The 26623-nt window shown below is 55.6% G+C and carries 32 protein-coding genes; 4 read left to right on the forward strand and 28 right to left on the reverse strand.

From position 1 onward, the window contains the following. Positions 1-95 precede the first annotated feature (95 nt). The 13 genes from ABIC79_RS18660 to ABIC79_RS18720 form a co-directional block, all read right to left on the reverse strand. On the reverse strand, positions 96-1259 hold the full coding sequence (locus tag ABIC79_RS18660; RefSeq protein ID WP_354568086.1) for a phage late control D family protein: 1164 nt from the start codon (positions 1257-1259) through the stop codon (positions 96-98). After that, positions 1256-1726, reverse strand: a complete 471-nt coding sequence (locus tag ABIC79_RS18665) for a phage tail protein (RefSeq protein ID WP_354568088.1) — start codon at positions 1724-1726, stop codon at positions 1256-1258. Before ABIC79_RS18665 ends, ABIC79_RS18660 begins: the two co-directional genes overlap by 4 nt. Before the next feature lie 12 nt (positions 1727-1738). After that, positions 1739-4231, reverse strand: a complete 2493-nt coding sequence (locus tag ABIC79_RS18670) for a phage tail tape measure protein (protein ID WP_354568090.1) — start codon at positions 4229-4231, stop codon at positions 1739-1741. After that, entirely contained in the window at positions 4224-4343 is a 120-nt protein-coding gene (locus ABIC79_RS18675) for a GpE family phage tail protein (protein WP_354568092.1), read from the reverse strand. Before ABIC79_RS18675 ends, ABIC79_RS18670 begins: the two co-directional genes overlap by 8 nt. A gap of 32 nt (positions 4344-4375) precedes the next feature. Next, positions 4376-4657, reverse strand: coding sequence for a phage tail assembly protein (locus ABIC79_RS18680; RefSeq protein WP_354568094.1), 282 nt, complete (start codon positions 4655-4657; stop codon positions 4376-4378). A gap of 58 nt (positions 4658-4715) precedes the next feature. Then, positions 4716-5225, reverse strand: coding sequence for a phage major tail tube protein (locus ABIC79_RS18685; protein WP_217192229.1), 510 nt, complete (start codon positions 5223-5225; stop codon positions 4716-4718). A 13-nt stretch (positions 5226-5238) separates the two neighbouring features. Next, positions 5239-6408: a phage tail sheath protein gene (locus ABIC79_RS18690; protein ID WP_354568097.1), complete on the reverse strand. Its 1170-nt coding sequence runs from the start codon at positions 6406-6408 to the stop codon at positions 5239-5241. Positions 6409-6570: 162 nt separating this feature from the next. Continuing rightward, positions 6571-7026 (reverse strand): tail fiber assembly protein, encoded by a 456-nt coding sequence (locus tag ABIC79_RS18695; protein ID WP_354568099.1) that lies wholly within the window; start codon positions 7024-7026, stop codon positions 6571-6573. 9 nt (positions 7027-7035) lie between these two features. Then, positions 7036-9531: a phage tail-collar fiber domain-containing protein gene (locus ABIC79_RS18700; protein ID WP_354568101.1), complete on the reverse strand. Its 2496-nt coding sequence runs from the start codon at positions 9529-9531 to the stop codon at positions 7036-7038. A gap of 9 nt (positions 9532-9540) precedes the next feature. Further along, positions 9541-10068 carry a phage tail protein I gene (locus ABIC79_RS18705; RefSeq protein WP_217156722.1) on the reverse strand — a complete coding sequence of 176 codons (528 nt, stop codon included), beginning with the start codon at positions 10066-10068 and terminating at the stop codon, positions 9541-9543. Next, the gene (locus ABIC79_RS18710; RefSeq protein WP_354568103.1) at positions 10061-10969 is read right to left on the reverse strand and encodes a baseplate assembly protein; all 909 of its coding nucleotides are present in this window, start codon (positions 10967-10969) and stop codon (positions 10061-10063) included. Before ABIC79_RS18710 ends, ABIC79_RS18705 begins: the two co-directional genes overlap by 8 nt. Before the next feature lie 7 nt (positions 10970-10976). Continuing rightward, entirely contained in the window at positions 10977-11327 is a 351-nt protein-coding gene (locus ABIC79_RS18715; RefSeq protein WP_354568105.1) for a GPW/gp25 family protein, read from the reverse strand. Continuing rightward, entirely contained in the window at positions 11324-11965 is a 642-nt protein-coding gene (locus ABIC79_RS18720; protein WP_354568107.1) for a phage baseplate assembly protein V, read from the reverse strand. The genes ABIC79_RS18715 and ABIC79_RS18720 overlap by 4 nt, the downstream gene beginning before the upstream one ends. A gap of 706 nt (positions 11966-12671) precedes the next feature. Here ABIC79_RS18720 and ABIC79_RS18725 point away from each other — a divergent pair. Further along, complete coding sequence (locus ABIC79_RS18725) at positions 12672-13367, forward strand: metallophosphoesterase (RefSeq protein WP_354568109.1); 696 nt, start codon at positions 12672-12674, stop codon at positions 13365-13367. 141 nt (positions 13368-13508) lie between these two features. On the opposite strand, the gene ABIC79_RS18730 is transcribed toward ABIC79_RS18725, so the two are convergent. The 11 genes from ABIC79_RS18730 to ABIC79_RS18780 form a co-directional block, all read right to left on the reverse strand. Continuing rightward, on the reverse strand, positions 13509-13967 hold the full coding sequence (locus ABIC79_RS18730; RefSeq protein ID WP_354568111.1) for a phage virion morphogenesis protein: 459 nt from the start codon (positions 13965-13967) through the stop codon (positions 13509-13511). Then, positions 13960-14427: a phage tail protein gene (locus tag ABIC79_RS18735; RefSeq protein ID WP_354568113.1), complete on the reverse strand. Its 468-nt coding sequence runs from the start codon at positions 14425-14427 to the stop codon at positions 13960-13962. The genes ABIC79_RS18730 and ABIC79_RS18735 overlap by 8 nt, the downstream gene beginning before the upstream one ends. Continuing rightward, on the reverse strand, positions 14390-14629 hold the full coding sequence (gene lysC, locus ABIC79_RS18740; protein ID WP_354568115.1) for an Rz1-like lysis system protein LysC: 240 nt from the start codon (positions 14627-14629) through the stop codon (positions 14390-14392). The genes ABIC79_RS18735 and lysC overlap by 38 nt, the downstream gene beginning before the upstream one ends. After that, positions 14523-14948, reverse strand: a complete 426-nt coding sequence (gene lysB, locus ABIC79_RS18745; RefSeq protein WP_354568117.1) for an Rz-like lysis system protein LysB — start codon at positions 14946-14948, stop codon at positions 14523-14525. The genes lysC and lysB overlap by 107 nt, the downstream gene beginning before the upstream one ends. Then, complete coding sequence (locus tag ABIC79_RS18750; protein WP_354568119.1) at positions 14948-15457, reverse strand: lysozyme; 510 nt, start codon at positions 15455-15457, stop codon at positions 14948-14950. Before ABIC79_RS18750 ends, lysB begins: the two co-directional genes overlap by 1 nt. Next, a complete protein-coding gene (locus ABIC79_RS18755) occupies positions 15438-15647 on the reverse strand; it encodes a phage holin (protein ID WP_112151097.1) in 210 nt (69 codons plus the stop codon). Before ABIC79_RS18755 ends, ABIC79_RS18750 begins: the two co-directional genes overlap by 20 nt. Positions 15648-15653: 6 nt before the next feature. Next, positions 15654-15857: a tail protein X gene (locus ABIC79_RS18760; protein ID WP_354568121.1), complete on the reverse strand. Its 204-nt coding sequence runs from the start codon at positions 15855-15857 to the stop codon at positions 15654-15656. After that, positions 15857-16327, reverse strand: coding sequence for a head completion/stabilization protein (locus ABIC79_RS18765; RefSeq protein ID WP_354568123.1), 471 nt, complete (start codon positions 16325-16327; stop codon positions 15857-15859). Before ABIC79_RS18765 ends, ABIC79_RS18760 begins: the two co-directional genes overlap by 1 nt. Positions 16328-16422: 95 nt before the next feature. After that, the gene (gpM, locus tag ABIC79_RS18770; protein WP_354568125.1) at positions 16423-17079 is read right to left on the reverse strand and encodes a phage terminase small subunit; all 657 of its coding nucleotides are present in this window, start codon (positions 17077-17079) and stop codon (positions 16423-16425) included. A 12-nt stretch (positions 17080-17091) separates the two neighbouring features. Further along, positions 17092-18156, reverse strand: coding sequence for a phage major capsid protein, P2 family (locus ABIC79_RS18775; RefSeq protein WP_354568127.1), 1065 nt, complete (start codon positions 18154-18156; stop codon positions 17092-17094). Between the two features lie 46 nt (positions 18157-18202). Beyond that, on the reverse strand, positions 18203-19054 hold the full coding sequence (locus tag ABIC79_RS18780) for a GPO family capsid scaffolding protein (RefSeq protein WP_354568241.1): 852 nt from the start codon (positions 19052-19054) through the stop codon (positions 18203-18205). A 149-nt stretch (positions 19055-19203) separates the two neighbouring features. On the opposite strand from ABIC79_RS18780, the gene ABIC79_RS18785 reads away from it, so the two are divergent. The 3 genes from ABIC79_RS18785 to ABIC79_RS18795 all read left to right on the forward strand — a co-directional run bounded on the left by ABIC79_RS18785 (position 19204) and on the right by ABIC79_RS18795 (position 22764). After that, positions 19204-20970 (forward strand): terminase ATPase subunit family protein, encoded by a 1767-nt coding sequence (locus tag ABIC79_RS18785; RefSeq protein WP_354568129.1) that lies wholly within the window; start codon positions 19204-19206, stop codon positions 20968-20970. A gap of 2 nt (positions 20971-20972) precedes the next feature. After that, positions 20973-22004 carry a phage portal protein gene (locus tag ABIC79_RS18790; RefSeq protein WP_354568131.1) on the forward strand — a complete coding sequence of 344 codons (1032 nt, stop codon included), beginning with the start codon at positions 20973-20975 and terminating at the stop codon, positions 22002-22004. Positions 22005-22185: 181 nt separating this feature from the next. After that, positions 22186-22764: a hypothetical protein gene (locus tag ABIC79_RS18795; RefSeq protein WP_354568133.1), complete on the forward strand. Its 579-nt coding sequence runs from the start codon at positions 22186-22188 to the stop codon at positions 22762-22764. A gap of 234 nt (positions 22765-22998) precedes the next feature. Here the strand turns inward: ABIC79_RS18795 and ABIC79_RS18800 are convergent, their stop codons facing one another. The 4 genes from ABIC79_RS18800 to ABIC79_RS18815 form a co-directional block, all read right to left on the reverse strand. Beyond that, positions 22999-23187: a hypothetical protein gene (locus ABIC79_RS18800; RefSeq protein WP_354568135.1), complete on the reverse strand. Its 189-nt coding sequence runs from the start codon at positions 23185-23187 to the stop codon at positions 22999-23001. A gap of 79 nt (positions 23188-23266) precedes the next feature. Beyond that, positions 23267-25498, reverse strand: coding sequence for a replication endonuclease (locus ABIC79_RS18805; protein ID WP_354568137.1), 2232 nt, complete (start codon positions 25496-25498; stop codon positions 23267-23269). Further along, positions 25489-25689: a hypothetical protein gene (locus ABIC79_RS18810; RefSeq protein WP_354568139.1), complete on the reverse strand. Its 201-nt coding sequence runs from the start codon at positions 25687-25689 to the stop codon at positions 25489-25491. Before ABIC79_RS18810 ends, ABIC79_RS18805 begins: the two co-directional genes overlap by 10 nt. Beyond that, positions 25689-26555 carry a Dam family site-specific DNA-(adenine-N6)-methyltransferase gene (locus tag ABIC79_RS18815; protein ID WP_354568141.1) on the reverse strand — a complete coding sequence of 289 codons (867 nt, stop codon included), beginning with the start codon at positions 26553-26555 and terminating at the stop codon, positions 25689-25691. Before ABIC79_RS18815 ends, ABIC79_RS18810 begins: the two co-directional genes overlap by 1 nt. Between the last annotated feature and the right edge of the window lie 68 nt (positions 26556-26623).

The following is a 26623-nucleotide window of genomic DNA, read 5'->3' on the forward strand; positions in this document are numbered from 1 at the left end:
AATAATCACCATGTAATCATTTTTAATCAGATGCAATCATTGTATGTTATCACGCAAAACATACATCTGACATTACAGTGTTTTACACAGCTTGCTTATTCAGCCCCATCGCTTTCTGACGCCTCGTAATTTACATCTGACAAAAGCACCTCCAGATTTAACGCTGTCACAAATCCGCTGCTGCCCAGGCTGTGTGTCACTTTGCTGATAATCCACGGCTGCGCGTCGATCACGGATTTAAAACCGGACACCGCCACCGGCGTTTCAGGGAATAAATCTGCACGCCCGCGAGCCAGGGAGATCGAGAACTCTGCGACACCGCGCTGGAGTTTGTCCCATTTTGCCTGCGCCGCCCGCATGGCGGCCTTTTGCGTGGCGTAGATGGTGGTCAGGGCAAACACGTTTTCATCACTCCCCGCCAGGTAATCACCTTCTTTGGCCTCTGGCGGTTTCTCCACCTTTGCGCTGACCTTTTTCGCATTGGGATGCTGCACGTTGTTCAGAGATTGTGATTTCTTTTTCCGCTGCACCTTCACCTTTTTAGGCTTCGGGTCTTTGGTGTGAAGCCAGCTTGCCGACACGCCGGTATAAGCCCCGCGATCGGCAATGTTGAACGTGTGCCCGTCGCCGTCGCTGCGCACGATGGTCATCTGCGGGATAGGCTTCCCGCTGGCCGTCTTTGCCGCCCCCGGCTTGATAAACAGCAAACTGCCCGCCTTGATGGCGACAACCGCGCCGTTCAGCTCGGCCAGGCGGGTAATAAACTTCGCGTCGGTTTCCTGGGTCTGGTCGATGTGCGACACCTTCACGCCCCTGAATGGCTCAGCCACGGCGGGCTTGAGGTTATTGCGCGCCGCGACGGCGGCCACCACGGCCTCCAGAGTCGTGTCGTGGTAAGAGTTATCACGGCGGGAATTCAGGCTGCCGCGATAGTCCGCACTGCGGGCGCGAATGGTCAGCGTGTCCGGCGTTCCCCGGTGCTCAACTTCATCCACCGTAAAGTCGCCTTTGTTTATCAGTGCCTGACCTTTCCAGCCGAGTGCGATATTTATCACGGCACCGCGCGGCGGCATTTCCATCAGGCCGTCCGTATCGCTCAGCTCGATGTCGAGCTGGTCGGCCTCAAAGCCGCGGTTATCGGTGAGCGTCAGCGAAATCAGCCGGTTGCTGACGTCCTGGGTAATATCCTTCCCAGCCACGGTCACGGAGAAGCCAGGCGCAAACTGCGCACCGGCTCCGATGGTCATATCCGTAATCACAGCAAGCCTCCCAGTTGGCCGGTTAAACCACCCGCCTGATCCAGTAACCCGTCGGCCTGAGCTTTCATGTCGCCGAACATCGCCGCCAGAGATTCATCAACGCGGGTGAGCGTCAGCGTAAACTCTATCTTTCGCGGCGCGCCGTTGGAGAAAAATTCCGTGTGGGTTTCGCTGACGCTGTTCACCACGAACATCCCGTAAATCGTGCCGCTGCCCTCCAGCAGAGGCCACGCCTTGCCTTCATCGGCCATCAGGTTCAGTGCCAACAACGACAACTTTCCGCCGGTGATTTCCGGCATCAGCACGCCGGACAGGGTAATTTTCTCCTCATTCACGCCGAGAAACTGCGGCAACGGACGCAGGCCGACGCGGTTGTTTGCAGGCCAGCGGTAATCGACATCGCGCTGCAAACTTTGATAAGGGACGGTCTGCAACTGAAACACAAAAAAACCGAGCGTTAACATCATGCGGATATCTCCTTAATCGTTATCCATGCGGGAACGCTGTTGCGCAGCGCGCGCACGATCGCGCGCCTCCAGTTCTGCGCGGATTTGGCGGCTGGTGTCTTGCCCACCCAAACCGGCACCGGCGGCAATCTGATAATGGTGCGTACTCCGATCGACATAGCTGCGCCCACCGCCCGCTGACACGGGGGCATAGTTGCCACCCATGAGAACATCCACCGGGGGCGCAAAGGGATTAGGATTACCCAGGGGATTATTCTCGACAGGCGCATTCCCGCCGGACGGTGAACGCCCGTCCGCTTTCGCGGCGTTTTTATCAATGTCCGCCGATTCATCTTTAATGATGCCGAGCTTCTCCAGCAGCCAGTCCACGCCCTGACGCAGCTTATTGAATGCCTGTAACGGCGCGGTCAGCGCGTTGGCAATGGCCTGTCCGAACATCACGCCGGTGTCCTTGCAGTTGTTCAGCGTTTCCTGCGTGGATTTCACCGGCTGAATAAGATCTTTGAACCACTGCCAGACCATTTTTAATTTGTCGCCGAGCCAGTCAAAAACCGGCCTAAGCGGCGCAAACAGTTCTTTCACCGGCGCGAACGCAATGCCCAGCCCTTCAATCACGCCCGCAAAGAAGGCGCTGATCGGCTCCCAGTACTTACGAATAAGCAACGCTGCGGCGACGATTGCCACACCGACGGCGATCACCGGCCAGGTTATCGCGCCGATGGCGGCAACAATGGCACTGCCCGCGATACTGAAACCCGCACTCAAGAATCCCGCACCGGCGATCAGTGCATTAATCCCCGTCATGACAGGCCAGACGACTAACCCGATGGCACCCAGCACGGCAACCAGACCCGAAACACCCCCAGCGATAGTCACCAGATTTGTCGCGAGCTTAGGGTTAGCGCTGACCCAGACGTTGAGCTTATCAAGCCAGGCGGTAGCCGTTTGCGTGAGTTTGCGCAGCTGTTCATCCATTTCTTTAAACGCGGTAAAGCGCAGCCGGGCAAAGCTGCCTTGCAGGCGCGCAACGTCGCCGGTTAAATTATTCCGCAGCGTGTCGCCCATTTTCAGAGCAGCACCGCTGACATCCCCGAGCTGATCCTTAGCCCCCGCCAGCGCGCCAAGAAATGCGGGGATTTGGTCAATCGATAAATCCTCAATCGGCGTCCCAAACAGCGCGATGGCCGCATTTGCCCGCGCCGCCGGGTCTTTGATGGATAACAACCCTTTGGCCGTTTTTTGCATCGCCGTCCGCGCCCCGGCGCCGCCTTTCGCGATTGCCCGTGACATTTTTCCGGCATTCAGCCCGATTTCTTCATAAGCCGACACGCTGGCTTTTGACATGTCAGAGCCGCGAATGCTGAACTCTTTAATCGCATCGCCGGTTTTATCAAGGGCGAACTTCCCCTGTTTCGACATATCTATCAGCAGAGACATCGCCTCAGCGCCGCTAAATCCGAGGTTGCGAAAGTGCGTAGAATATTCATGCAGGATTTCCGGCATCTCTCCGCGCATTTGTGCAGAGACGCGCTGCATCCCGGCGGTGATCAGATCCAGCGCCTCGTCACTGCTGCCCGCAAGCCCGTTTTTCATCATGATGGCGGCTATCTGGATGCTTTCAGCGGTTTCACTGCCAAAGGCCGTTTGCATATCCAGCGCCTTACGGGTGATGCGCTCCAACTCTGCGGAGCCTACATCTCCCATTGTGCCCAGGGTGCTGCGAACCGCAGACACGGCTTCGGTGATTTTTTCAATATTTTCACTGACGCCCGAACTGTTAATGCGCTGAATAACCTGGGTGTAATCGCCCCCCTTCGCAGAGTCTTCACCCTGACGCGCGGCAATCAGCGCGCCGCTGTGCTGACTTTGAACTTCGGGTGCCATTAACCGACTACCGGCATACAGGGCCGCCGTCCCCACGCCAAGCGCGGCCGCGCCGCCGTTGCGCACGCCTGCCGCCGCCGCCTTGCCGCGCTCATAACGGGCGCTGACCGCGTTTAGCCTTGCCTGCTGCGCGCTGACGCGTGCCAGAGACTCCCGCTGCTGGTTGAGTTGGGCGGTGGTTTGGCTGATGGAGGCTTTCAGTCGGCGCTCAGACTCGGACAGGTTGCGCGTGCTGATCCCGGCCTCGGACAGTTCGGCGCGCTGACGCTGCACAGACTGCCGCAGGCCGTTGAACTGGGTCTGCAACTGCGCGGCGGTGCGCTTCGCGGACTCCATAGCCTTCGTCTGCGCACGGGTCGGGTTCGCGGTGTTCCTGAACTGGATCGCCAGCGCCGCCGCCTCGGCTTTGGCGTCTTTCAGCTTCTGGCCGGTGACGGCCATCTGGGCGCTGGATTTCCTGAATCCCTCAATCTTTCCGGCCTGGGCGTTCAGGTCTTTGAGGGTGGCTTGTGATCCGAGAATATCGTTAGACAGGGATTTGCTGGCATTTTGAACGGCTTTAAACGGGCGGGTCGCCTGGTCTACCGCCTTTAACAGCACCTCTACTTTTAAATTACTCACTGTCGGCTCCGCTGCGCTGCATGGCCTTATGACGCCACACCAGCAGCTCGGTCAGGGTCATCAGATACAGTTCTGACGGCGGCCAGTGAAAAATCACCGCGATGTCCGCCATCAGATCATCGACTTGCAGGTATGGGGGAAATTTTACAGTTCCGATTTCGGCGACAAAAAACCGATCACCTTGCCCGCCAGCGCAATCAGGTCGGGCAGGTTCAGGCTTTTGCAGTCCTGGGCGGTGAGGTTCGGCACGGTAATGCGCGGCAGAATGACGGTCAGCGCGTCAACGTCGGCATTCGCCAGCGCCGCCAGGCCAATCCCGCGCAGGTGTCCGGCGTTCGGCTTGATGATTTCAATCTGAGTGATCAGGGTGTCGCCACGTTTGATCGGTTCTTCCAGGGTAACGATGTTTTCATTGTGTTCTGACATAGCGGTGTCTCTTCTTCAAAGGTGAGGTTTCGCGCCGTTGTCCGGCGCGGGTTACGGGTTACAGGCCAATGTTTTTGCGGTGCTGTGCCACGCGGTCAACGCCGCCGACGATTTCCACCATGTTCACGGTATCGACTTCAATCATGTCTTTGCCGTCAATCGTGAGTTTGAAATAGGTGCATTGGGTCGTGATTTTGGTTTCGGTGTCTTCACCCTGTTTGTACTCGCCGAAATCCATCTCCTTATGACGTCCGCGCATCGTGACTTCCACGGCGGAGGTGTTGCCGGTGTCGTCTCGCTGGAAGGAACCGGCAAAGCGCAGCGGCACGGCATCCACCGCGCCCCACTGCTGCAACACCAGTTCATCCAGTCCACCCACCGTCCACTCAAAGCTCAGCGCGTCGTCGTCCAGACCGAAATCAATGGCGGCGGAACCGGTCATGCCGCCGCCGCGATAGTTCTCCAGCTTGCGGGTCAGCTTCGGCAGCGTCAGCGCGCTGACCGTGCCGAGGTAGCTGTTCCCGTCGTTAAACAGGTTCAGGTATTTCAGTTTCTTAGGCAGTGCCATGTTTTAGCGCCTCTTAGCTGTTAACGGAGGTGGCGAACGTCGCCAGGTACTGATCGGTGATGCGCTGCCGCAGGGTTAAATCTTCCAGCGGCGGCACCGGCGTATAGTCGTAATCAATAAACAGTTTGCCCGCTTTCAGGGTGTCGACAGTGTTGGCTTCGGGGTCATACCAGCAGTTGCCATCAATGATCAGACCGGCGGTTTTCATCTCGCGCAGCTTGGCGTTAATGCCCGCAATCATGTCCCTGATAAGCGTCGGGGTCATTGGCCTGTCCATCGCCCACAGGTGCGCTTCCGCCATCGTGTCCGCCAGCACCTGCGCAGTGCGGGTGTAGTTCTCAAACAGGAACAGCGGATCATCTGAGCAGGTGCGCTGTCCCCAGAACTTAAAGCCGTCTTTGCGGATAAGGGTGGTGACGCACGCCTGGTTCAGCAGGTCGGCATCGGTGCCGGGGGTCTGCAAATCCCAGTACACGCTGGCAGACAGGCCGGTGACGCCGTTGATGCCGACGTTCGAAAGCGTTTTATGCCAGCCGGTTTCCGCGTCGATTTTGGCACGCAGGCCGAGGGCGTAAGCCGTTGCAGGGGCGATGTCGCTGGCGTTGGTGGTGGTGTTCCAGGATACAAAATCCGGCCAGACCACCATCAGCTCACGCTGGCTGAAATTGTCGCGGTACTTGATGGCATCCGATACGGTTTTACAGCCCCAGGCGCTGATATAGCCAAAGGCGCGCAATTGCTGACAGACGGCGGCGAGTGCGGTCGCCACCTCCTGGTTATCCAGACCCGGCACGCCGAGAATGCGCGGCTTTACGCCGAGTTCAGTCTGCGCGGACAGCAGGGCTTTCATGCCGGTATACATGCCGGTTTCATCTGACCCGCCGATGATGTTGGAGGTGGTTTCCGCCTCGGTTTCGCCTTGGGCGACGCGCACCACGACAACAACCGGTTTAGCCTGGTTGGCGATCGCCATCAGGGAGGCGCGCAGCGTGCCGGTTTTACCGGCCTTACCGGCGGCGGTGAGTACGTTGGTAATGAGTACCGGCGTATCCAGCGGGAACGTGGCAGCGTCCGCATCCTCTGCGGTGCAGACCATCCCGATGATGGCGGTGGAAACGGTGGAGATAACGCGGGTGCCGTCATTGATTTCAACAACGCGCACACCGTGATGATAATCAGCCATGGTGTTTTTCCTGTGATTGGGGTGAGGTCAATCATCGCGTGTTGGGGACAATCAGGCACGGCGGGCGGGATGTTTGAACAATGGCACAACGCGGCTGCAGCACAGTCAGATTTGACTGTGCTCGATACAAAAAAGCCCCTTTCGGGGCATGAATTACATGAATTAAGCGGGGATTTCAGGCCAGGTAATATCCGGCGCAGCAGACAAATCTAGCCGGTTAAGGGCGACGCGGTATTTTTTCCAGGCGGTCAGGCTTGCCCGTTCCGCCTCCGTGGCATCGTCAATATCGACGGCATCCTGCAAAGGCGCGATAGCCGCGTTTGCTTTTGCCATCAGCGCGGACAAGACCGTGACGGCTTCGGCCTTGCGTTCTTCAACCGTCGGCGGCGGAACATCTCCCCAGGCGGGCAGACCGTCAGTGCCCGCAACCCGCATTTTCCCCTCCGGCGGCGGGAGGGTTTGATATTCACGGTAAACCACATCGCTGACCGCAATGCCATCATCCGGCCAGCTTCCGGCATCGTCGTACACGTCCCGCAACGCACGCGGATAAAAGCCGTTGGTGAGCGGGCTGTAAACATAAAGACTTGAGGTGACTGCGCTGTAATAGTTGCTCATTATTTTCCCTTACCAGCCAGTGGCTTCCCAGTAACTGCCGCCGCTGTCCTGGCCGCAGGTGAAACCGATGTTATTGATAATTTGCGCCGTGCCGAAGTTGTCATTGAACGTCCCGCCGCCGCCATTGATGGCGGTCACCTGAACGTTGACGCAGGTGCTCGGGAAGGGAATGGGGAAATTCACCGTTGACCAGCCACGACTTCCTTTGTTGACGACGCCCCACTGCTTAATCATTCCCGTGTCACCGCATCGCCACCAGCCGCCGCCGAGATTGGCGGTATTAGAATTGACCGGCTGCCGGTTATTGGGGCTGAAAACGCGCTGCCCCATCTCGTTCACGGTGCCGGACGTATTGCTGTCGCCGTTGCCGGACAGGGTCATCTCGCCGGTTTGTACCGTATTGCCCTGGTTGACGATGCGGAATTTGAACCCACCTACGCCGCCGCCCCGGTTATTCACAAAGTTAGATTCGCCCTGGCCGCCGCTTTCGTTCCAGCCTAAATAGGTTCCTTGCCCGTCGCCGGGCTGTGGGATGGTTATCGCCCGGAGATAATTCGCCGTGACGCGACCGTTGACATCACCGCCCACGCGGGGAAATGCGCCCACATTATCCGCATTCAGCCCGATATCCTGGGTGCCATCAAACGCCACACCGGCAATCTTTCGCGCCGTGGCGAGTTTCGTCGCTGCAACGGCGGTGCCAGCGGCAGGAAGTGCGCCCACGTTTGCCGCACTAAGGCTGATATCCTGCGTGCCATCAAACGCCACACCGGCAATTTTGCGGGCAGTGGCGAGTTTGGTCGCCGCCACTGCCGTCCCGCCTGCCGGTAATGCGCCGACGTCTGCCGGTGTCGGTTTGTTCGCCTGGCAGTAAATTTCATTCCAGGCCGTCCAGGGACCATCGACGCCGTTCCATGCCCCCGACGCGCCACGGGTAAACTGTCGTCCGTTGTTGTTAAAGGCAATTTGCTGCGTCGCATTCGGTCCCCAGGTCACGAAAATCACGCCGACAAAACCGTTCATCGGGTAGCCCTTGTCCGTGGTCGCGGCGGCGGCACCGGGCACGCCGTAATGCCCGAGCATGGCCGTACCGTGCAGCGCGTTTGGCGAGTCCGTCGCGGTTAGGTTCGTGCGGATTTTAAAAGCCGTCGCCACCTCATCCGCCAGCGCCTTTTCACTGGCGGCGCTTTGCGCAGCCGTCCACGCGCCCACGTCGTCGGCGGTGGGTTTGTTATTCGCGCTGTACGTCGGCACCCACTCTTTCCAGGGACCATCCACGCCGTTCCAGTCAGCGGACAACCCGCGATTCCAGATATTGCCGGTGAACGTAACGTACATCTGCTGGCACCCGTAGGCGCTCGGCGTGACGTATAGCGTGCCTGCGATGCCTTGCGGATAGTGCAACGCCGCCGTGGCGTTGGCATTTTTAGGCTGCGCGTACAGGGCGGCACTTCCGGCTCCGCTGGCAAAGCCCAGGGTATTGATATCCGTGGTGGTCAGGATGGCCGACGGCACCGTGACGGAGTTCACCGCGCTGGCCTGCACCCAGTCACGCCACGGACCATCGGTGCCATTCCAGGACGCATTCAGCGCACGCGTCCACACCATGCCGGTATTTTGCACGGTGTAACGCTGCAGCACGCCGCCCGTCCAGGACGCGGGGATAACCTCCAGTACGCCCGCAGCCTGTGCGCCTGGCGGGTAGCCATTGGCGACGGTGGCATTCGCGCCGGTGCTCTGCACGTAAACCCCGATGTTTGCCAGATTAAACGTGTTGATGTTCGCGGTGCCGAGAACGGCGGACGCGACCGGCAACGCCCCCACGTCCGCCGCCGTCAGGGTAATGTCAGCGCCCAGCGCTTTATTGTTCACCTTGCGAGTGGACGGCACGCGGGTGTTAGCGTTGTCGTTGGCGGCCTTGACCGCTTTGGGCGTGGCGGCCAGCGCTTCGCTGGTACTGCTGACCGAGCTGTTAAGCTGGACAAATCCCTTTGCCGTCAGCGTGCCGTCGGGGTGGTTGCGGGATTTTTCATGTGCGGCCAGCAGGTCATTCACATACTGCTCGGTGGCCATAATCACCGAGTCGTCGATCAGCAGGCTAATGGCCTCGGTGTTACTGACGGCAATCACCATACGTAAAGTTTGCGTGCGGCCGGAACCTTCCGCCAAAGTGGGCTTGTACGTGTCCGCCATGTTACACACGGCAATCAGCGTGCCGTCGTCGGCAAACAGCCCCATTTCACGCATCCAGAAGCCGCCGACGCTCGCAGAAATCACCGCCTCAGCAATCACCCAGTTGCCGTGCGACGGGTCGAGCTTTAAGGAATTGAGCGGCGTGCGGTACACCTCTTTAACCAGTTTGGTCTGCGTGGCGACCGGCGTGGTCGCCTTGCCGTTGCCGTCACCGACGGCCAACTGCGTAATGTTGATGTCAGTCCCCGCCGCAATGGCCGCCGCAATGCGCGACTGGCCGAGCGTGGTGACAACGGATTTAAATGTGCTCATAACGTCCTCTTATGCGGGGTAAACGGTCAGCAGTTCGCCCAGGTAGTGCGCCGCGCCGGTGTAAACGTCGCCTTTGATATCCTGGGTGATGGTCAGGCCAATCAGATGGCGGCTGGCCGGTTTGGCGTCGGCAATCAGCCGCTCCATCTCCAAATACATGTCTTCGGTGATGCCGGTTTCCAGCACGCCGATATCCAGGCGAAACGTGCCGGGTTCGTCATTCGTTTCCCACCACTCGGTCACGTTTATCAGATAGCCGAGCGGCTCCACCACGCGCCGGATGGCACCAATGGTTCCCTTATGGCAGTGAATGAACCAGGCCGACTGAATGACGCGGCGCTTAGTGGCGACAGGCCAGTTTTCATCCCACCGGTCAACCGACAACGCCCACGCCAGGTACGGCAAAAATTTTGCCGGACAGGTCAGCGGATCCCAGAGCTGCCGCAGCGGCACCGGCACGTTTTCAAGCGCGGCGCAGGCCTCGGCGGCGGCAACCTCAAGAGCCGAGGAACCGACGGGCAGCAGGCGATCACTCATCGTAACCGCCCACTTTCAGGGTGTACGCGGTGCAGAATGACGCCTGCGTCTTATCCAGCTCGATGTCAGCGGCGGGGCTTTTCAGCTCCACCCGCTGCACGCCCTCAACGTGCAGCGCGGCATAAATGGCCGACAGCCGGATGTCGCGGCCTAAACGGTGCTGCGCGGTGGTGTAGGCAATCAGTTTTGCTTCGGCGGCTTCGCGGATGGGTTCGACTTCGGGACCCGGGAACAGATACAGGACGGCATCGATGGTGTAATTCACGACGGTTGCTGACTGGACGGTCACGCGGTCAGCCACGGGGCGCACGTTTTCATCATTGAGCGCGGCCTGCACCACCGCCAACAGGTCAGCGGGGGCGGTGCCGTTGCCGGTCTGTGCCAGCACGGAAATCGTTACGCAGGCGGGCGAGGGACTGATGACCGAAATATCCGCCACCCGCCCGTCAGCCGAGCGCCCGTGATACTCATAGGAACCGACCGGACCGGCGACGCTCAGCCCTTCAAACGCCTGCTGCGCACGGATACGCAAATCCGCATCGCTTTCCATCACTGCCGCCACGGCGGGCACGCTGACCGTATCCGCAGGGGTAATCGTCAGGCGTTCTACGCTGAACGTGGCGGCGATATTGTCCAGGTCTGTGCCGGTGGCATAGGCCAGCATCACTGCCTGCGCCGCCTCATTGACCCGCTGACGCAAAATGACTTCGCGATAGGCGTTCTCCTCCAGCAGCTTCACAATCGGCTCGGACTCCAGCGTCAGCGTGCGGGCAATCGCCGCCTGCTGGTCTTCGGGGTACAGCGATACCAGCGTGGCTTTGCGCTCCGCCAGGAGGATTTCGTAATCCAGCACCTCCACCACGTCGGGGGCGGGTAACTGGCTCAGGTCGATAGTTGCCATAAATTATTCAGCTCACGGGTAGGGTTAAGGAAATGGCGGCGGACGTGTCTTTGCGGGTGCCGGTAATATCCACCACCATTTTTCCGTCGAACGTCGTTTCAAAGGTGATGCCGGTCAGGCTGACGCGTGGCTCCCACTTGAGGATCGCGCTGTAACAGGCCGCCATAATTTGCAGGCGCAGCGCCGCATTCTGCGGGCGGTCAGTCAACTCAGACAGCAGCGAACCATAGTCACGACGCATGACGCGGGAACCGACGGGCGTGCGCAGAATGTCGCTGACCGACTGCTGAATATGTGCCAGGTCTTCGACGCTGCGCCCCGTGTCGCGAGCCAGGCCGATGTATTTTGCGTTACTCATGACGGCACCTGCGTTTGACCGCCGCCCGTCTGGACGCCGCCGTGTTTATGGGTGTGAACCACCATGCCGTTTGACGTGAGGCTGCCGCCTGAGTGGGTGATGTTGCCGGTTAGGGTGCCGCCCTGTTTCACCTCCAGGCTGCCCGTCGTGAGCTTCTTGGTGCAGACCACTTCCGGCGCGTCGAGCGTGATGCGCGTTTTCGCCGTGCAGGTAATCAGCGGAGCAGTCACCGCCACCTTGTCCGCAGCATTCACCGTGGCGGACTTGATGCCGGTAGCCAGCAGCGCGCCGGTTTTCGGTTCGTACTCAATGACCGCACCGTCAGGGAATGACACATGCAGCGCATCGGCTGACGCCGACGGTGCCGGATAGTCATCAGAGAAAACAGCAGGCATCACAAAGGCGGTATCCAGCTCACCGCCCAGGCAAAACAATAAAACCTGCTCACCGGCGGAGGGTGCCCACCAGGAACGCGAGCGCCCTGCGCGGGAGGTCAGCCAGTGCAGCCAGTCGGTGACGTTGCCGCCGGTATTGACGCGACAGGTGCCCGCATCCAAATCCACCTCGGCAACGGTGCCAATGCGGATCAGATTGCGCAGCAGGCGCGGGATGTCGTTGTTTGGGATGGATGTATTCATGGATAAAAGAATGCCGTCCTGCCAGGCGGCATACAATTTGAGGCGGGTTGTCTGTCAACGGCACAACACCCCTATCTAAGCCTAAATCATTCCGTCTAAGCCCGTTCGTTTTTGCCCGTTCATGCTGGTTCGTAGAGAAATGCCTGAGGGATTTTCCTCACGCCTTCCGCCATATGTAATCCGGGAGTCCGCTAATTATTGAAGTTATCACTCCTCACTATTTTTCATCGTCCGAATCTATAAAAGCCACCCAGCACAAAACATAAGCTGAATCGTCCATTCCTTTAAAAAAAATAAAGTAGATACATTGTTTTCATGGTTAATGGAGGCTAGTTCCCTAAGAACAATGAAGTCAACAACCCGCTAATTTCTTATGAGGAAGGAGTTAAGGGGCTACTTTAATTGGTTTTTTTATCTTCTCGCTAAAAAATTCAAACCAATGTTTCATACGTACTCATAAAGAGACACTAAAGGAAATCTAATAGTACATTTTGATTTATTAAGACTATTCCTATTGAATCTTCGCGAGATTTGTTAACTTTTTATTCCAATAGAATTATCATAAAGTTAAATAACTCTTAAAAGGGATAGCAAAACTCAAGAATCCTATAAAACCTCGTTCCAGGATAGTTGGTAGCATTAGAAACGGCCTGCTTGGCCTCGTTGACACTTCGGCAGTAATAATAAGTATGCAGTGAGAGAATGTATGATTAAGTCGATACTCTATTTTTTAGGTCTTTGCCGGTCACCAAAAGGAACTTATCGAAAGATCAATGGGAAGGAATATGAAAGGGTTTTTGTTGTCGGTGATATTCATGCCAACTTCCACAAGCTTAATCAAGAACTATTAAATATAGGCTTCAATAAAGAAAGGGATCTTCTTATTTCTGTCGGGAACTTAATAGACTATGGTTCTGATAACATTAACTGCCTCGAACTGATCGAGCAAAGTTGGTTTGTCGCTGTGCGTGGCAATCATGAAGAAATGGCTCTTGATGCTGTAAAGGGTATTAACGTTGCATATTGGAAATCACATGGAGGGAGTTGGTACTTCAATCTGGATTTAGAAGACGGAAAAAAAGTTGACATTTTAATAAGAAAAATTCAAAGTTTACCGTTCATTATTGAAGCAAATGTTAAGGATGGGAAGCATGTTGTTTGCCATGCTGATTATCCAAGTAACTATTATCAATTCGGAAAAAGTGTAGATCTCTGGAAAGTTAGCTGGAGCCGGGAAAGACTGTTTAATGCTATGCACGCGAATGGTTGCAAAATCAAAGGGGCGAAACAGTTCATATTTGGACATAGCTCATTAACTAATTCCTTCAGGGACGAAAATCAAGTATGGATTGATACGAGTTCTTACGCAGGACATGAGATAAATATCATACAAATCCAATAAAAATAATTTATTTATGTATGCGCAGTTATTTTAGCTTTTAATTTAAAAGCAGAACGAAGTTTTCAAGAGTAAAGCTATGCGGCGATTAATAAAACCCCATAGCTTTACTCATTATGAGTTAAAATATTTTTTAGCGTAACATCAGTCAATATTATCAAGTAATATATTTAAAAAAGTCTGCTCAATGATTTCAATATCGTCACGAATGAGTCCTAACAGCGGGCGCGCCGGATACTGCATTTCTTTTGCCCGGACAGACGGACGATCCCGCAGCCCGTACTGATGCACTTTTGCCATCCGCTGAACCTGCCCGGTGAACTCTACCACCGCGTCGTCAGCGGTGCCTTTGGCCTTCATGTATTTTGCCGTGCGCAGTTTGGCGAACATTTCCCGCTTAATGCGGCCTTTCTTTGCCCGCAACGGCTGCGGACGTCGCGGGGTGAACGGCTGCCCCTCCGGCGTGACCTGCTGCTTAATGCGCTGCTGCTGATGTTTGCGCAGACGCTTCGCAATGGTTGCCGCCATCGCCTTACGGCTTTGCGGGGACAGCGCCGCAATCAGTCCCGCCAGGCGGGTATCAAAGTCTGACAGCTCACTCATGCCACTGACTCACTAACTCGCCGTGCAGATACAGCTCACGCGGCCTTTCCACCGGCTCCGGCAGCGGGGGTTCAGGAAAATGCTCCACGTACAGACCGGCATCAATCTGTTTCACAATCACGCGCTCGGTGAGCTGCACATCAATCGCGATATCGTAGGAACCATCATCCAGCATATCGGCCTTAAATTTAAAGCCGGTCTGCTGCTTTTCCGGCGTCGCCATGATGTCCGGCTGGTTCTCACGCAGCCATGCCAGAATGGGCACAATGATCAGATCGCAGTCCTCGGCAAAGTTGGTGATAAGCAGCTCCGTCTGATACTGATATTCAAACGACAGCGAGCTGGCTAACGTGGAAACGATGCGCCCGTTATCCACAAACATCTGCAGGGTGTCGGGGCTGGTTTGCAGCACCGGCACGGCGTCAGTTAAGGCTTTTCGTAGCTGTGCGGGTTTTAACACGGTGTTCCTCCTGGCATTGTTTGACCGTTTCCACCTGGAGACCACAGGCCGTCAGCGCGGCCTCCAGGTTTCTGACGTCACTGCTTAAATCGCCGTTAGTGACCGGTGTGCTTGCCGGTATCGGGCAGCTCGTCACCGCCGGACAGCCAACGTAAATAATCTGCGGCGCTGGCAAAGGCGGGACGCTGGTGCATCCGGCCAATACCGTCAGGCAGACGAGCGCTGTACCAGTCGCGCATTTCCTGATTTTCATTAAGTAACCTTTGAATTGTGTATTCACGGACGCGTGCCTGCTCACCCGCCCGTGCGAGCTGGGTGCGCAGGTTTTGTTCCTGGCGTTCCCGCGTCACTGCCTCATCGTTCAGGCGGTGAATGGCGTTGTCGCGGCTTTCAATACCGGCGGACAAGGTGCCGATAATGCGCTGCGCCTGGTCTGCCTCATCATGTAGGCCACCAATACGCCAGGTTTGCAGCCCCGCCAGGGCGCAGGCTGCCAGCAATAAAATAATCACAATGCGCATCAGACACCCCGCAGGCAGTAGGCCAGCTCATTCGCGCGGCGGCGCTTCAGGCCGGTATTGCTTTCACCGTTCACAAACACCCAGCGCGGCAACTGTTCGCAGGCGTCCCGCCATTGGCCTTTGTTGATGAAAAATGCCAGCGTTGATTTGCAGGCCGCCGTCACCCCGACGTTAAAGGCAAAGGACACCACGGCGTCATACACCGGCTGCGGCATGGCAACCGGCATACAGCGCGCAATGCCTTTTTCCACCCGCATCACGTCTTCCACCAGATTCACGGCTGCCTGCCGTTCGCTGATTTGCGTTTTCGGTTTCACGCCTGCGGTGTGCCCGATGCCGTTTGTCCAGACGCCCGCGCTGCACTGATAGGCAGACAGGCGGCAGCCTTCAAAATCGGCAATCAGTGCCAGACCGGCGGCGGAGGTTTTCAACGTCTGCGTTTGCGGCAGCAGCGCGGCAATCGCAAGTACAGCGGCGACGGCGCAGCGCCTAACGATTGATGGCGGCATTAATGTCCCCTCTGATGCCCATTTCTTTCAGCAGGCGGTAAGTTTTGCGCCGGTAGTACCAGTTCACCAAGAAGGTGGCGACGCCGACGGCGGCACCGACCAAAAAGGCAATATCCTGCGGCGACATAGCGCCGAGCCAGGCAAGAAAGGCCGCGACGCAGTAACAGATAAACGAGGTGATGCGCTCCATTGGTCATCAGTCCCAAAGTGAGACGGTTTCACTGACTGCGGCCTGAGTAATATCCGGCAGCTCCACCGCGTAGCCATGGGGCAAAATCGCCCCCTGTGCGGCTAAGCCAACGTTAGCCGCGTAAACCTGCTCCATCACCGACTCGGTGCGCCCGTAATACCGCCAGCAAAGCGAATCTACGGTGTCGCCCTGTTCGGCAGTGACTTTCATCAGAGCAGCCCGATGATGCAGTGCGACACACCGGCGACGTCCCTGATCGCGTTGCGCCCGTCACGCCATAAATCGTCAACGGTGCTTTCGACAATCACGGCCTTTTTGCTGCCCGCGTCGGTGGTGTCATTATTCGGGTAACGCTCCGCCAGGAAGGCCGCCGCAATAGACGCCACGGCGCGCTGATAGGCGCAGACCTTCACGCTTTCGTCATCAATCCGATCGGCGGGGACATCCGCCAGGCGTGTAAAGCCCTGAGAAATCTGCGCATCGCGAAAGCTGTACAGCTCGGCGTTCACTTCGGTCATGGCAAACTTTGCGGCGGCGCGCAGGCGTTTTGCCGTGACGGTGCCCTCCAGGCGCAGCGTGTCGCGCAGCTCAACCGGATCCACATCAGGCCAAAAGTGGGTATTTTTAATCGCGGGTTCCGTCGCGGCGTCCGGTTTCGGTGCAGGTACAACAAGAGACATAATGACCTCTGAATGGGGGGCGGTGGACGCCAGCCTTGAGCGCGGTCAAAGACCGGTCTCGGCTGGCGTGCCGCCCTGCGCGGGGCGCATGCTTTTTAGCGGCCGGATGCCTTTTTAATGGCAGACTCCAGGCGCTCAATGTCTTTTTTCACGCCTGATTTGCCGTCGAGAATGAGGGCACTTTTCAGACGCTCCAGGGCTAACGTATCCTTGCCGCCGTCGCGGTAGAGATAGCCGATAATCTTGTGCAACTGGGCACGGACTTTATCGGGCATATCCTCACTGTCAGTCACCTCCAGCACTTCCAGCATCAGGTCGATGCTGACGGGTTCACCGGCGGTGCGGGCACGTACAGCCTGGTCGATCACTTCCTCCGTGAAGGCACAGCCCGCCGTGCGGGTGCCGAACGGCATGGCGAGCCTATGTTTAAAGGCGTAGCGGGCAATGTTCAGCGCACCGGCAATATCACCGGCGTCAATACGCCAGATCATGACGGTCATCAGGATGGCATCCTGTGCGCCGTTCCCTTCGGCGAGTACGCCCGACACCCACGGGGCGTATTCTGGCAACAGCTTGCGTTTTAACGCAGCCTTGTCCTGGAAGGACTGGATCTTGTGCAGTGCCTGTTTATCCGCATTGAGCTTTTGCATTTGCAGTTCGTAGCCGGTGGCATGAGTCAACTGACCGGCGGCCTGCTGTGCGGCGATGATGGCGGACTGTCGCAACATGTGACGACGGCAAGGGCTAATCATGTTATGTCCCCTTTATTCCGCTGATTCAGGCTTAACGTCTTTAAAGGTGCCGAGCTGGATGTTTTCGACCAGGCAGCCGCCGCGATAGTCTTCCACCACGAAATCCTCATTAATGGATTCGTAGTTTTCGATGCGGTCACGCTTCGGCACTTCTTCGATGTGGCGGCGGTGCGTGCCGTCCTGCCAGTAGATGGACAGGTTATCCAGGCGGGTGATCATGAACGCATTGGCAGGGAAACCGGGCACGCGCACCGCCGGTAAATTACCGATGCGCTTCTGGCTGATAATCATATCCGCCGCGAGGCTTTCGGAGTTCTCCTGCGCCTTGTTCACCAGCGGGAAATACTTGTCTGCCAACAGTTGACGGCCGCAGATCACCACCAGGCCGGTATCGTCCTGATAAATCGGGTCAACCATGTTGTTGGTGGCATCCATCACCAGCGCGTCCAGGTTTTCAAAGTCGCCCCCGGCACCGACGCGAACAGTCTCGGAAATCACGGCATCATCATCGCCGAGGATTTTGCTCATCACGCGCTCCGGCGCATTGTTACGGTACTTTTGCAGCCAGCCCACGTTCACGTCCTGCAACAGCGGGTTTTTGGTGCGGTTTGATGTCGCCGCACGCTCAACACCGTTAAAGCCGATGGTGATGCGATCCAGCGCCTGGCGTTTCACGATGGCGTCACGTAAACGCGCCTGGAAATCCTGATAACGTGCCCAGAGATCGAGCGTCGCGTAACGGAAATGGAAATCGTAGTTCGTCTGGCGGCACTCATAGCCCTCAGCGGTCAGGGTGTTAAAGTCAGCCGTCTGGCGTTCACCGGTGCCGCTGGTGTCCGCCGTGCTGGCAATGGAACCGGACACGCCCACGCCGACCTTTTCACCCTTCATTTCGTCCACCGGAATGATGTTAATCATCTGGAGGAAGGCGGAAGATTCCTGCACGCGGGTCATCAGCGTCTGCGTTACCGACGGCTCCACGCTGAATTTTTTATCCAGGTCGCCGGTGTCCACCGAGTTCAGCTCGGCGATGCGGGACAGGAAGGCGTTAAATTTAAAGCGGGTAGTTTGTTTCATGCGTTTTTTTCCAAATGGGTTAACGGGTTAATCGCGAGCGCAGTGCTTAGCAGTCGGTGAAATTAGCTGCATCACCCTTGCCGCCGCCGCTTGAAACGGGGCGCTGCGTGTAGCCCTGCGGGGCGGACTTCTCCAGCTTGCCTTTCAGCGCGCTGAACTGTTCGCGGTCATCTTTCACGGTTTGTTCCAGCGCGTTCAGACGTTCTGTCACGGAAATCTCCAGCGCGGACAGCTTTTCATCAGTGGCTTGCAGGCCGGTTTCGACGTGTTCCACCACCACTTCCACGGCGTCATGCACGTCTTTAAAGCGGGCATCATCCGAGGCGGATTTGCTGGAAAGCAGTTGTTTCACACGGGAGAACAGCGACGGGGCTGCCGGTGCTTCTTCCACAAACTCGAACGCCGTTTCTTCGGCGGCGGTAAAGAGGTTTCCGGCATCCTGTTTGCGGCTCGCCAGCGGGTTTTGCTGTGCCTTCGCGCTGAATTGCAGGTACTCCGTGCCGAGGCTGGCGGGGCTGTCGGTCACGGCCAGGCCGATCAGGTAGGCTTTGCCGGTGTCGGAAAACGAGGGATTCACTTCGATGGAGGTGTAAACCTTCTGGCGGGCTTTCACCATCGACACTAAATCCGGGGTCGGGTCGATATCGGCATACAGTGCCAGCTTGCCTTTCAGCGCGCCGTCAGCCACTTCTTCGGCGTAAACGCCGGTGACATCGCCGTACATACGAAACGCACTGTCAGGGAAGTAGCCCTTGATGTGCTCCATGTTGATGCGTGCGCCGTAGACCTTCGGGTCATAGGTCGCCGCCATCTGTTCAATCCACTCGCGGGTGATTTCGCGTCCGTCGGTGGTTGCCCCTTCGGTGCAGATGCGAAAGCGCTTTGCTTTTGTTGCCATTGCCATTTTCTGACTCCAGTCGGTGTGTGCTGCTGAGGAGTCCAAGTTTCCAGACACACGCCCGACACCGCCAGCCGATGCAGGTTGATGCTCGATGGCACAACGTGGGCAGCAGGAAAATCAGCGTGCCGCCCGTTAACGTGGCAGTCATGAAAATGACAAACTCAACCATCATCAGCGACCCACGGCGACAGGCGGCACTGCTTTACTGGCAGGGGTTTTCTGTGCGTCAGATTGCGGAACTGCTAACCCAAAAAATACCGACGGTGCAGAGCTGGAAAACCCGCGACGCGTGGGAGAACGCCGCGCCGATTACCCGCGTGGAGTCCAGCCTGGAGGCGCGTTTAATTCAGCTCGTCACTAAGGACGTGAAGGGGAATGCGGATTACAAAGAGATTGATGCGTTAGGCCGGATGATTGAGCGCCTGGCACGGGTGAACCGCTACAGCCAGAGCGGGAATGAGGCGGATTTAAATCCGAACGTTGCCAACCGCAACAAAGGAGAGCGCAAGAAGCCGACAAAGAACTATTTCAGCGACGAAGCCCTGGAGAAGCTGGAAGGTATTTTTCTTTCTCAGTGCTTCCAGTATCAGCGCGTGTGGTATGACGCAGGGCTTAAGCACCGTATCCGCGACATTCTCAAATCCCGTCAGATTGGCGCAACGTTCTTCTTTGCACGGGAAGCGTTACTGCGTGCCCTGGCAACCGGCCATAACCAGATTTTTCTCTCAGCCAGTAAAACCCAGGCTTATGTCTTTCGTGAGTACATCATTCAGTTTGCGCGCCTCGCCGGTGTTGAGCTGACCGGCGACCCGATTGTGATCGGCAACAACGGCGCAAAGCTGATTTTCTTAGGCACCAACTCCAACACCGCCCAAAGTCATAACGGCGACCTGTACGTGGACGAAATCTTTTGGATCCCCAACTTCCAGAAACTGCGCAAGGTCGCCAGCGGCATGGCCTCGCAGGAACATCTGCGCACCACCTATTTCTCCACCCCGTCAGCGCTGACGCACGGCGCGTATCCGTTCTGGTCGGGTGAACTGTTTAACAAGGGCCGGGAAAATCCGAACGACAGGATTGAGCTGGATATCGGCCATCACGCCCTGGCAAAAGGGCGGCTTTGTGAGGACGGGCAGTGGCGGCAAATCGTCACCATTGAAGATGCGTTAGCCGGTGGCTGCAACCTGTTTAACATCGACACGCTGAAACAGGAGAACAGCGCCGAGGATTTCCGCAACCTGTTCATGTGTGAGTTCGTTGACGATCAGACGTCCGTTTTCCCGTTCGCCGAGCTGCAGCGCTGCATGGTGGAAAGCGCGGAGGAATGGCAGGATTTCAGCCCGTTCGCCGTGCGTCCGTTTGGTTATCGCGCCGTCTGGATTGGTTACGACCCGTCGCACACCGGCGACAGCGCAGGCTGCGCCGTGGTGGCTCCGCCGCTGGTGGACGGCGGCAAATTCCGCGTGTTGGAACGCCACCAGTGGAAAGGTATGGACTTCGCCGCCCAGGCGAAAAGCATTGAGGAGCTGACAAAGCGCTACTGCGTGGAATACATCGGCGTGGACGCCACCGGTATCGGCCAGGGGGTTTTCCAGCTTGTCCGGCAGTTCTTCCCCGCCGCGATGGAGATCCGCTACAGCCCGGAAACGAAAACAAAAATGGTGCTGAAAGCGAAAGACACCATCACCTCCGGACGCCTGGAGTACGACACCAACCACAAAGACATCACCTCGTCATTCATGGCGATCCGCAAAACCATGACCGCCAGCGGCAGCCGCTCCACCTATGAGGCCAGCCGCAGCGAGGAGGCCAGCCACGCGGATGTCGCCTGGGCAATCATGCACGCACTGCTCAACGAACCGCTGACCGCCGCCAGCGGCGGCCAAAGCCCTAACATTCTGGAGTTTTATTAATTATGAGTAAGCGTAAATTCCGCAAGGCGGCGCAAACAGCAATCACCGCAACGGCGCAGCAGACCAGCGGCGCGGAGGCGTTCAGCTTTGGCGACCCGACGCCGGTATTAGACCGCCGTGAAATCCTGGATTACATCGAATGCACGGGGAACGGTCAGTGGTATGAGCCGCCGGTCAGCTTTGACGGACTGGCCCGCACGCTGCGGGCAGCGGTGCACCACAGTTCATCGCTTTACGTTAAGCGCAACATTCTCGCATCGACCTATGTCCCGCATCCGCTGTTATCACAGCAGGAGTTCAGCCGTTTTGCCCTGGATTATCTGGTGTTCGGGAATGCGTTTTTAGAAGTGATCCGCAACCAGCTCGGCGACGCCGTGGTGATGAAAACCGTGCCTGCAAAATATGCCCGCAGGGGGGTGGAGCCAGATACTTACTGGTTTGTGCAGCAGTGGAAGGATGCACACCAGTTTGAAGCCGGAAGCGTGTTTCATCTGATTGAACCGGATATTAATCAGGAGCTGTACGGCCTGCCGGAATATCTCAGCGCCCTGAATTCAGCCTGGCTGAATGAGGCTGCGACGCTGTTTCGCCGCAAGTATTACCAGAACGGCGCGCACGCCGGATATATCCTGTATATGACCGATGCGGCACAAAGCAGCAGTGATATTGACCAGATGCGTAAGGCGATGCGGGATACAAAAGGGCTAGGCAATTTCCGCAATCTGTTCATGTACGCGCCGAACGGCAAACCGGACGGGATCAAGATTTTGCCACTGAGTGAAGTCGCGACCAAGGACGATTTCTTCAACATCAAGAAAGCCAGCCAGAACGATTTGCTGTGCGCGCACCGCGTACCACCGCAGATGATGGGGATCATTCCTGAGAACAGCGGCGGGTTTGGGGATTCGGTGAAGGCGTCGCAGGTGTTTGTGCGTAACGAGCTGACACCGTTGCAGGAACGGTTTAAGGAATTGAATGCGTGGTTTGGGGAGGATGTGATCAGATTTACCTCTTACGAACTTACGCCGGAGTAAGAAGCAAACATAACGCTAACAAATGGAGGCAATATAACCAACAGTCGCTTTTTAGGCTGCTATTCGTTATTGAGAAATATCCACTTTATTAGTATGTATATTCCTCGATTCGATCAAGATCATACGCTAAAGTTTCACCTCCAATTTGACTATACACAGTTACCTTTTTAAAAGGATTATAATGAAAACGCTGTTAAGAGCTTTTGCCGTTCTCGCCATTGCAGTAGGCCTCTCTGGGTGTGCTATTAGTTTACCGTTTAATAACCGCCTGGCTTACTCTTCTATTTCGGATATGAAATCAGTGCAAATCCAAGGGGAAAAACCGAAACTCTCAATTTTTTGGAACCCGGTTAACTTCCCTCAGCGCATCGATATTCAGGGTTCAGATGGCTTCGTAGGCGGTGGTTCCCGTACTCGGTTACCAACTGGTGTGGCCCTATCCTCTCGCATTGAAGAAGCAATTTCTACTTATGCAGATATATCACCATCAGGTCAAAATCTGACAATTACAGTACTTGAAGCACGTTCCGGTTTTGAGTATTCAGCGGGTATATTCAACATTACTCCTGCTATTGATGTCGGTACCGTTACATTCAATGCTGCGTTTAGCTTGAACGGTAAAACGTGGAATCAACAATTCTCCTCACACAAGAAAGATCCAACTATCGGCGGTACTTCAGCTACAGGTATTCTTGAAAGTGCTTGGGACGACGTTGCAGTGCAAGTTGCAAAAAGCATAGCTGCGCATATCGAAAAATAATCTAATTTCCCCATTGCATGGACGAATATTGCAATGGGGAGTAGTCCCGCACCCCGGCGCGCGCAATGTTACCCGCCTGCCCGCTTCTGACTTGACTAACCGTTTTTAATGCATTCCTCAAAACGCCCCCAAGCCCAGCGAGAGGGGCGATCAGGTATTTTTTGATCCTTTCGGGATCATGCAAAACCATGCGCATAATGCATGCATGGCTCACACTAGCCCCAGACTGAGAAATCAGTGAATTTTTCCAGGCGCGTTTACGTCAAATATCACTTTCAGCAACTCCTCATTCGCTGCCGTTGCTAATTCCGAAATCCATTTAGCAACCAGCTCCCTCTCCTCTTTATCGCACTCAACGCGAGCGGAAAGTTTTGCAATCAAAGATATGCGTTCCAACAAAACTGCCGTCTGTAAAAAATCCATCTTTCCCCCAAAGATAATACTGTTTATTTATCCAGTACTATAAAATCATCTGCTTACAATTTCCATAAAAATCTTCATGTTATTCAAATTCAGCCCAATCCGGCAGCGGTTCAAAACTCATAACCAGATCACCAAAGCTGATTTTCGCCCCTCGGCTCAGCGCTTCCAGTTCCCAGCGTTCAGCCATGATGTTGTGTTTCATCAATTCGCGCGCGATTTCCGGCAAGCGCGCCCGTTCTTCTGTCGTCAATCTGGCCGACGGGGCTACATCACGGCCTTTTGTCGGGTCGAAACTGCGCTGCGCCTTACTGACTCTCGGTGTTTCCTCGCGTATACGTGCCACAATCGCCCTCACGGCGGCTGTGTCTGTCCAGTCAATTACCGAAATGGACGCTGTAGCGGCGTTCCCAGCCTGGATATAGCGCCCATTTGCGGCGGCTTTCTTTCCACCCAACCCACAGTTATTGACAGGACTCCGAGGCGCGCCGGAGGCGCTTTTTAAGGTCAAAACCTCGACGTCAACGGCAGAAGAAATGATCCGCCATTGTGTTGTACGGGTTTCATAAACGCGGGAGTCGCCGAGGTGAGGCGCGAAAATGCCCACAACCTTTTTCACTTCCTCATCGTAGGCGTTCAGCTCATCAGCAACGCGGCGAGCTACACGCACAGTTTGATCATCGCGTGGAACATTTGCGCCGCCCTGGGCTGACATGTACGCCATAAAATCACCGGCATCAGCAGCGGCGCGGACGGCTTCGACTTCTTTGTCAAAGGTTTCAGTCAGATTGATGGAACGGATGCGGCGGCACTCACGGTATGAACCCATGGTAGGCAGGCCGATAGGATGAAATTGAGGGATCCGCCAGGTAGCAGCCCAGGCGGTAACAGCGGCAGCGGAATCTGTCAGCAACTCGCCGGTTTCGTGGTCGCGTTCGCCTTCCAGTGCGTAACCGTCGATGTTCTTTGCGATGTATTTGGCGATGTAGCCAGCGGCGCCGCCACGGTTCATGTGCTTACAGTCAAAGCGGTTCTTTGCCGCACCGCGCTCGTCACCGTCTTCTTTCATGGCGTATTTGCGCATGATATCGATCACCCGCTGACGCATAGCAGGCTTGGTGAATAACATCATGTGCCAGTGCGGCGTCGCGTCGTGGTGAGGCTCTACAACGCGCATCCCGTAAACGGACAGGCCGCTATCTTTGAACGCGGTGCGCATTTTGCTCCAGATCCCACACAGATAACGCTGCGCATCTTTCGGGGTATAGGCTTCTTTGTCCCAGGCGCGATTTCGCTGAACGCGCTTTTTATCGCCCTTGCCCACCATGCGGGTCGGATGATATTTGGACGGAGTGGTGATAGTGAGGAACATCCCGACGTCACCATTTGCAGCAGCATATTTTTCAGTGCCAGCGATCGTGCTCATTAGCTCCATGCGGCGGATTTCAGGGTTTGAAATACTCGCCATCACTTTGTCGATCAGGCTGAAACGCTCGCCGGTTTCGATGTTTTCCAGGTCGCAGCTTTTCAGGTAGTCGAGATTCGACAGACGGCGCGCACGTACTTCACGGATAGCCTGCTTACTGGCATACGGGGAAGCATCACGGTTCACTTTGCCGATGGCGATCAGCAAAGATTCACGCCAGCGGGTGCGCTGGCCTTTCAGTTGGCGTAACCACCAATCCGGATTAACAAGGCGCGATATGGCAGCGATAGCGGAAACGGCATCCAGTTTGTCTTTGCAATATCTTGTCCAGTACATCGGCGTGACATTGAAAGCCTGCGCCATACCGGTGATTTCGCTGTATAGCTCGCACTGGGTATCACGCTCAAAAAGAATCGAATTATCGCCGTTGTACTGAGCAAGCAACTGATCGCAACGTTCTTCATAGATTTCTTTCAGTTGCCCGGCGATGTCCTGAGCGAATCGGCGCAGTGGTTTATCGCTCATGCTCGGCAGACCGTGATAGGTGTCCGCCTCTGACATGAATTTCATGGAAGCTTTAACATTCATCGCATGAGCGGCATTGACCGCTGCGACGCGGGGAAGGATGCTGCGCCCAAGGGTATACACCAGATATTTATTGGCAGCGTGGATACCCTGGGTTTTCAACAGATACGCATGACGACCTGTGAAAATTTCCCGCAGGTCGGTAGAGAGGTTTTTTACTCTGATTAAAACAGCTTGCCCCTGATCGTATTCGTCACGGGTAAGCGGTCTTTCCAGGCCAGAAACGGCCTGGCGTGGTTTGTTCCAGGAAAACGCCCAGACTGCAGGCGTTTCAATTTGGGGAGTGAAGCGGCTTACATGCATTTAATTGAAGCCTTGCTAACGCTGCAACCAACGGCCTCGATTGCTGCGAGTTCTGCCTCAGCCCTATTAAGGCGCTCAAATATCTCAAGGAGATATTCAGCAGTTTCAAGCGTCAGAATTGCCCTGACGTCATGACCTTCATGACGGGCCGCAACAAACCCTTTTATTGAATCAATAGTTGAAGCTTTCATCACTCAGCCCCTTCCGTTTCTTCTTCCTGCACAAATGACCAATGTTGAGGTTCTTTAGGGAGTATTTTTGCGATGATTTCAGGGGCAGATTTAATACTACTTGCCGCCGCGCCTACCGAACGAGGAGCGTTCAGCTCAACAATCTCAAACTTGCCGTAAAGGCCACGGGATTCACGGGTATCTGAATTAGATGCAACGACGGGATAATTTTGCTCAGCCAGCGCGAGCAAATTGGCACTTAGTAGTCCGTGCTCAAATCCACCAAAGCAGGCGGCAGAGTAGCCAGTAAAGTTTGCGGAGGAAGAAGCTGGCAGGTATGGCGGATCACAATAAACAACGTCTCCAGGCTGAACCATTCCCAGAGCTTCATCAAAAGAGCAGCATATGAAATTCGCTCGTTTCGCTTTTTCAGCAAAAAGGAGGATTTCATTTTTTGGAAAATACGGCGCTTTATACTTTCCGTAAGGCACATTAAAACCACCTGTTTGGTTATAACGACACAATCCATTGAAACAGTGACGGTTCAAATATAGGAATACTACTGCACGATTAAAATCAGTTAACCCTCCGAGATTAAAACCGAGACGAATATTGTAAAAACTTTCAGCGTCATTAGATGACTCAAATAAATTCTTTGCAGTGCGGATAAAAGCCAGAGGTTTTTCTTTTATAACTTTATACATATTAATCAGATCAGGATTAATATCTGCAATCAAATACTCTGAATAATCAGTATTCATCATGACGGCACATGAGCCAGCAAACGGCTCAACTAAACGATGTCCGGCTGGCAGATGCTCTTTTAATACATCCATAATGCGAATTTTAGAACCCGCCCATTTAAGTACAGTGCGTACTTGTTCCATTACATGCCGCCTTTGATATCAGAAAGGAAAAAACGGGCGGCATTCACCGCCAGAATAAGCAGAGCTAC

Source organism: Rahnella sp. 2050 (genome assembly GCF_040544515.1).
In the GTDB taxonomy this organism is placed as follows: Bacteria; Pseudomonadota; Gammaproteobacteria; order Enterobacterales; family Enterobacteriaceae; genus Rahnella; species Rahnella aceris.

Excerpts from the sequence above, each read along its gene's own strand:
- ABIC79_RS18785 (WP_354568129.1), top strand. The coding sequence starts at position 19,204 with ATGAAAATGACAAACTCAACCATCATCAGCGACCCACGGCGACAGGCG.
- ABIC79_RS18775 (WP_354568127.1), bottom strand. The coding sequence starts at position 18,156 with ATGAAACAAACTACCCGCTTTAAATTTAACGCCTTCCTGTCCCGCATC.
- gpM (WP_354568125.1), bottom strand. The coding sequence starts at position 17,079 with ATGATTAGCCCTTGCCGTCGTCACATGTTGCGACAGTCCGCCATCATC.
- ABIC79_RS18700 (WP_354568101.1), bottom strand. The coding sequence starts at position 9,531 with ATGAGCACATTTAAATCCGTTGTCACCACGCTCGGCCAGTCGCGCATT.
- ABIC79_RS18720 (WP_354568107.1), bottom strand. The coding sequence starts at position 11,965 with ATGAATACATCCATCCCAAACAACGACATCCCGCGCCTGCTGCGCAAT.
- ABIC79_RS18780 (WP_354568241.1), bottom strand. The coding sequence starts at position 19,054 with ATGGCAACAAAAGCAAAGCGCTTTCGCATCTGCACCGAAGGGGCAACC.
- ABIC79_RS18805 (WP_354568137.1), bottom strand. The coding sequence starts at position 25,498 with ATGCATGTAAGCCGCTTCACTCCCCAAATTGAAACGCCTGCAGTCTGG.
- ABIC79_RS18675 (WP_354568092.1), bottom strand. The coding sequence starts at position 4,343 with ATGGCGGACATCGCGGTGATTTTTCACTGGCCGCCGTCAGAACTGTAT.
- ABIC79_RS18765 (WP_354568123.1), bottom strand. The coding sequence starts at position 16,327 with ATGTCTCTTGTTGTACCTGCACCGAAACCGGACGCCGCGACGGAACCC.
- ABIC79_RS18690 (WP_354568097.1), bottom strand. The coding sequence starts at position 6,408 with ATGGCTGATTATCATCACGGTGTGCGCGTTGTTGAAATCAATGACGGC.
- ABIC79_RS18685 (WP_217192229.1), bottom strand. The coding sequence starts at position 5,225 with ATGGCACTGCCTAAGAAACTGAAATACCTGAACCTGTTTAACGACGGG.
- ABIC79_RS18730 (WP_354568111.1), bottom strand. The coding sequence starts at position 13,967 with ATGAGTGAGCTGTCAGACTTTGATACCCGCCTGGCGGGACTGATTGCG.
- ABIC79_RS18795 (WP_354568133.1), top strand. The coding sequence starts at position 22,186 with ATGAAAACGCTGTTAAGAGCTTTTGCCGTTCTCGCCATTGCAGTAGGC.
- ABIC79_RS18810 (WP_354568139.1), bottom strand. The coding sequence starts at position 25,689 with ATGAAAGCTTCAACTATTGATTCAATAAAAGGGTTTGTTGCGGCCCGT.
- ABIC79_RS18815 (WP_354568141.1), bottom strand. The coding sequence starts at position 26,555 with ATGGAACAAGTACGCACTGTACTTAAATGGGCGGGTTCTAAAATTCGC.
- ABIC79_RS18725 (WP_354568109.1), top strand. The coding sequence starts at position 12,672 with ATGATTAAGTCGATACTCTATTTTTTAGGTCTTTGCCGGTCACCAAAA.
- ABIC79_RS18750 (WP_354568119.1), bottom strand. The coding sequence starts at position 15,457 with ATGCCGCCATCAATCGTTAGGCGCTGCGCCGTCGCCGCTGTACTTGCG.
- ABIC79_RS18695 (WP_354568099.1), bottom strand. The coding sequence starts at position 7,026 with ATGAGCAACTATTACAGCGCAGTCACCTCAAGTCTTTATGTTTACAGC.
- ABIC79_RS18680 (WP_354568094.1), bottom strand. The coding sequence starts at position 4,657 with ATGTCAGAACACAATGAAAACATCGTTACCCTGGAAGAACCGATCAAA.
- ABIC79_RS18790 (WP_354568131.1), top strand. The coding sequence starts at position 20,973 with ATGAGTAAGCGTAAATTCCGCAAGGCGGCGCAAACAGCAATCACCGCA.
- lysB (WP_354568117.1), bottom strand. The coding sequence starts at position 14,948 with ATGCGCATTGTGATTATTTTATTGCTGGCAGCCTGCGCCCTGGCGGGG.
- ABIC79_RS18715 (WP_354568105.1), bottom strand. The coding sequence starts at position 11,327 with ATGAGTAACGCAAAATACATCGGCCTGGCTCGCGACACGGGGCGCAGC.
- ABIC79_RS18665 (WP_354568088.1), bottom strand. The coding sequence starts at position 1,726 with ATGATGTTAACGCTCGGTTTTTTTGTGTTTCAGTTGCAGACCGTCCCT.
- ABIC79_RS18800 (WP_354568135.1), bottom strand. The coding sequence starts at position 23,187 with ATGGATTTTTTACAGACGGCAGTTTTGTTGGAACGCATATCTTTGATT.
- ABIC79_RS18755 (WP_112151097.1), bottom strand. The coding sequence starts at position 15,647 with ATGGAGCGCATCACCTCGTTTATCTGTTACTGCGTCGCGGCCTTTCTT.
- ABIC79_RS18705 (WP_217156722.1), bottom strand. The coding sequence starts at position 10,068 with ATGAGTGATCGCCTGCTGCCCGTCGGTTCCTCGGCTCTTGAGGTTGCC.
- ABIC79_RS18760 (WP_354568121.1), bottom strand. The coding sequence starts at position 15,857 with ATGAAAGTCACTGCCGAACAGGGCGACACCGTAGATTCGCTTTGCTGG.
- ABIC79_RS18710 (WP_354568103.1), bottom strand. The coding sequence starts at position 10,969 with ATGGCAACTATCGACCTGAGCCAGTTACCCGCCCCCGACGTGGTGGAG.